Genomic DNA, 3,503 nt, shown 5'->3' with positions numbered 1-3,503 from the left:
TATCACCCTGCACAGCGACCTGCTGCTGCGCCTGCGCGCCGACCACGTCACCGCGGTCGGCCAGCGCCAGAGTCTGCAGCTGGCCGACGGCTCGCGCGTGCTGCTCAACACCGACAGCGCCTTCACCAGCCGCATCGACGAGCGCCAGCGGGTCACCCAGCTGCTGCGCGGCGAGGCCTACTTCGACGTCGCCAAGGACAGCAGCCGGCCTTTCGAAGTCAGCGCCGGCCCGGTGCGGGTGTCGGTGCGCGGCACCGCCTTCGCCGTGCGCTACCTGGGCGACGCCGCCGAAGTCAGCGTCGAACACGGCGAGATCGAAGTGCATGCGCGCGGCAACGACACGCGCATCCATCTGCGCGGCGGCGACAGCATCCGCGTCGGCCCGGACGGGGTCGGCCAGCGCACCCGCGCCAGCAGCGCCAGTCAGCTGGCCTGGGTGCAGGGGCGGCTGGTGTTCGACGACCGGCCGCTGCACGAAGTGCTGGATGAACTGCGCCGCTACTACCCGGGCTGGATCATCAACGGCAATGCCCGCCTGAACGACCTGCGCATTACCGGCAACTACCGCCTGAGCGAGCCGGCCAGCATCATGCGCTCGCTGGCCCAGGTGACCTCGGCGCAACTGCACGAATACCCAGCGCTGCTGATCCTCAACTGAGAAAACAGAATTTTTTACGCTCTCGCAGGGCCTCGTTCGTCCCGTCATAACAATGCAAATAATTCGCATTAACCGACCTTCCGACGACACCGCAGAGAGCACACCGATGCCCCTTCACACCAGGCGCCCGCATTTCCCGCGACTGTCCACCGCCAGCCTGTCGCTGCTGGCACTCTCCATCGCCTGCGCCGGCCTGCCGCTGGCCCATGCCGCCGAGACGACGCCGGCGACGCAGCAGCACAACCACGGCGGGTACCACTTCGCCATCGAGCGCCAGCCGCTGGTCTCGGCGCTGAACAGCTTCAGCGACATCACCGGCTGGCAGGTGGGCCTGCCGGCGCAACTGGCCGATGGCGTCTCTTCGCCCGGCACCAGCGGGCGCCTTTCCGCCGAGCTGGCCCTGGCACGCCTGCTCGAAGGCACCGGCCTGAGCTACCGCAGCGTCGGCGAGCGCAGCGTGATTCTGGTACGCAACCCCACCCAGTCCATCGCCCTGCAGCCGATGACGGTCACCGCCACGCGCCGCGAACAGAGCGTCAGCGAGGTGCCCAGCTCGGTCAGCGTGCTCGGCCGCGAGCAGCTCGATCAGCAGAACGTGGAGAACATCCAGGACCTGGTGCGCTACGAGCCCGGCGTCTCCGTCGGCGGCACCGGCCAGCGCGCCGGCATCACCGGCTACAACATCCGCGGCATCGACGGTAACCGCGTGCTGACGCAAATCGACGGGGTGGAAATACCGGCCAGCTTCTTCTATGGCCCCTACGCCCAGACCCATCGCAACTATGTCGACCCGGAAATCGTCAAGCGCGTGGAAATCCTCCGCGGCCCGGCCTCGGCCCTGTATGGCAGCAGCGCCATCGGCGGTGCGGTGAGCTACTTCACCCTGGATGCCGACGACATCATCAAGAGCGGCAGGGAGGTCGGCGCGCGCCTGAAGACCGGCTACAGCTCGGCCGACGACAGCTGGCTCAAGTCGGCGACGCTGGCCGGCCGTCACGAACAGTTCGACGCCCTGCTGCACCTGTCCCGGCGCGACGGCCATGAGACCGAATCCTACGGCGACACCGGCGGCAGCGGCCTGAATCGCACACGGGCCAACCCCGAAGACGTGCGCACCACCAACCTGCTGGCCAAGCTGGGCTGGAACTACAACGACAGCGACCGCCTGCAACTGACCTACGAGAAATACAAGGACGACCGCGACAGCAACCAGCTGAGCGCCGTCGGCGGGCCGTTCAATGCCGGCAGCGGCTTCGGCTACTACCGCTCGCGCAACGCCAACGACACCATCACCCGCGAGCGTTTCGGCCTGGAACATCGCCTGGCGCTGCACAACCCGGTGGCCGACACGCTGAAATGGAGCCTGAACTACCAGCTGGCCAAGACCGACCAGAGCACGGTGGAAAACTACGTTCCCACCAACTTCTTCACCGGCGCGGTGACCCGCGACGTCATGCGCTATCGGGACACCTACTACAAGGATCGTCAGTGGCTATTCGACGCGCAGCTGGACAAGGCCTTTGCCCTGGGCGCCACCGACCACCTGCTGACCTATGGTCTGACCCTCAAGCATCAGGAGGTGCGCGGCCTGCGCACCGGCTACGGCATCTGCAACGCCGCCATTGGCGCCGCCTGCAGCGGCGGCGTCGGCTCGCCGAGCAGCAACGCCAGCGACAACCTGACGCCGCAGAGCGATTTCCCCGACCCGACCGTCACCACCTACGCCCTGTTCCTGCAGGACGAGATCCGCTGGGCGCAGTGGACCTTCCTGCCGGGCCTGCGCTACGACCGCACCCACCTCGATCCGTCGATCACCGAGCGCTACCAGGCCACCGCCATCGGCGGCGGCAGCGAACCCAGCGGCGCCAGCCGAACCTGGCAGCGCGTCTCGCCCAAGCTCGGCGTCACCTATGCCTTCGATGATCACTACACCTGGTTCGGCCAGTACGCCGAGGGCTTCCGCACGCCGACGGCCAAGGAAATGTACGGGCGTTTCCAGAACTCGAACCCGTCCTACATCGTCGAGCCCAACCCGGATCTCGACCCGGAGAAGAGCCGCGGCCTGGAGACCGGCCTGCGCGGCAACTTCGCCAGTGGCAGCTTCGACCTGGCGCTGTTCTACAACCGCTACCGCGACTTCCTCGACGAAGACGCCGCTGGCAGCCGCGGCGCCATCCCCGTGTTCCAGAGCCGGAACGTCAGCCGTGCCAGCATCCGCGGCGTCGAACTGAAAGGCCGTCTCGATCTGGACAGCTTCGGCGCCATGGACGGCCTGTACACCCAGGGCTCCATCGCCTACGCCCGCGGTCGCAACGAGGAAACCGGCGAAGCGCTCAACAGCATCAACCCGCTGACCGGCGTGTTCGGCCTGGGCTACGAGCAGGAACGGTTCGGCGCCCTGCTGAGCTGGACCCTGGTCAAGCGCAAGACGCGCATCGACGACAGCAGCTTCAACAGCCCCGACGGCAGCGGCAGCCAGTTCGCCAGCCCTGGCTACGGCATCCTCGATCTGACCGGCCATTACCGACTGAGCGACGACCTGACCGTCAACGCCGGCCTGTACAACCTGACCGACAAGAAATACTGGCTGTGGGATGACGTGCGCGGCTACGACGACGTTGGCGAAGCGGGCGTGACCAGCCCAGCCAACCTCGACCGCCTGACCCAACCGGGGCGCAACGTCTCGATCAACCTGGTCTGGGACATCTGAGCCTGTCGCTGGCAGCGGCCGCAACGGCCGCTTCCGGGGCGAGGCGGCTGCTCGGTCCTACAGCGCCAGGGCGTCCTGCAGACGCTCTGGCAGCAACTCGCGCAGCGCCTGGTTGGCCTCCAGCAGCAGCGGCAG

The 3,503-nt window shown here is 67.3% G+C and carries 2 protein-coding genes; both read left to right on the top strand.

Annotated elements, in window-relative coordinates; all coding sequences use genetic code 11:
* On the top strand, window positions 1-658 hold a 658-nt coding region (locus tag N7333_RS24220), incomplete at its 5' end, for a FecR domain-containing protein (protein ID WP_279859504.1).
* 106 nt (window positions 659-764) lie between these two features.
* Window positions 765-3,368: a TonB-dependent receptor gene (locus tag N7333_RS24215; RefSeq protein WP_279859503.1), complete on the top strand. Its 2,604-nt coding sequence runs from the start codon at window positions 765-767 to the stop codon at window positions 3,366-3,368.
* Window positions 3,369-3,503: the final 135 nt, after the last annotated feature.

The sequence above is a fragment of the Pseudomonas sp. GD04158 genome (genome assembly GCF_029834875.1).
Taxonomy (GTDB): Bacteria; Pseudomonadota; Gammaproteobacteria; order Pseudomonadales; family Pseudomonadaceae; genus Aquipseudomonas; species Aquipseudomonas hydrolytica.
The sequence above is the reverse complement of the archived record's forward strand: the minus strand, read 5'-3'. Positions and strand labels throughout refer to the sequence as shown.

Coding starts and splice junctions, on each gene's coding strand:
- N7333_RS24215 (WP_279859503.1), top strand. CDS start 765: ATGCCCCTTCACACCAGGCGCCCGCATTTCCCGCGACTGTCCACCGCC.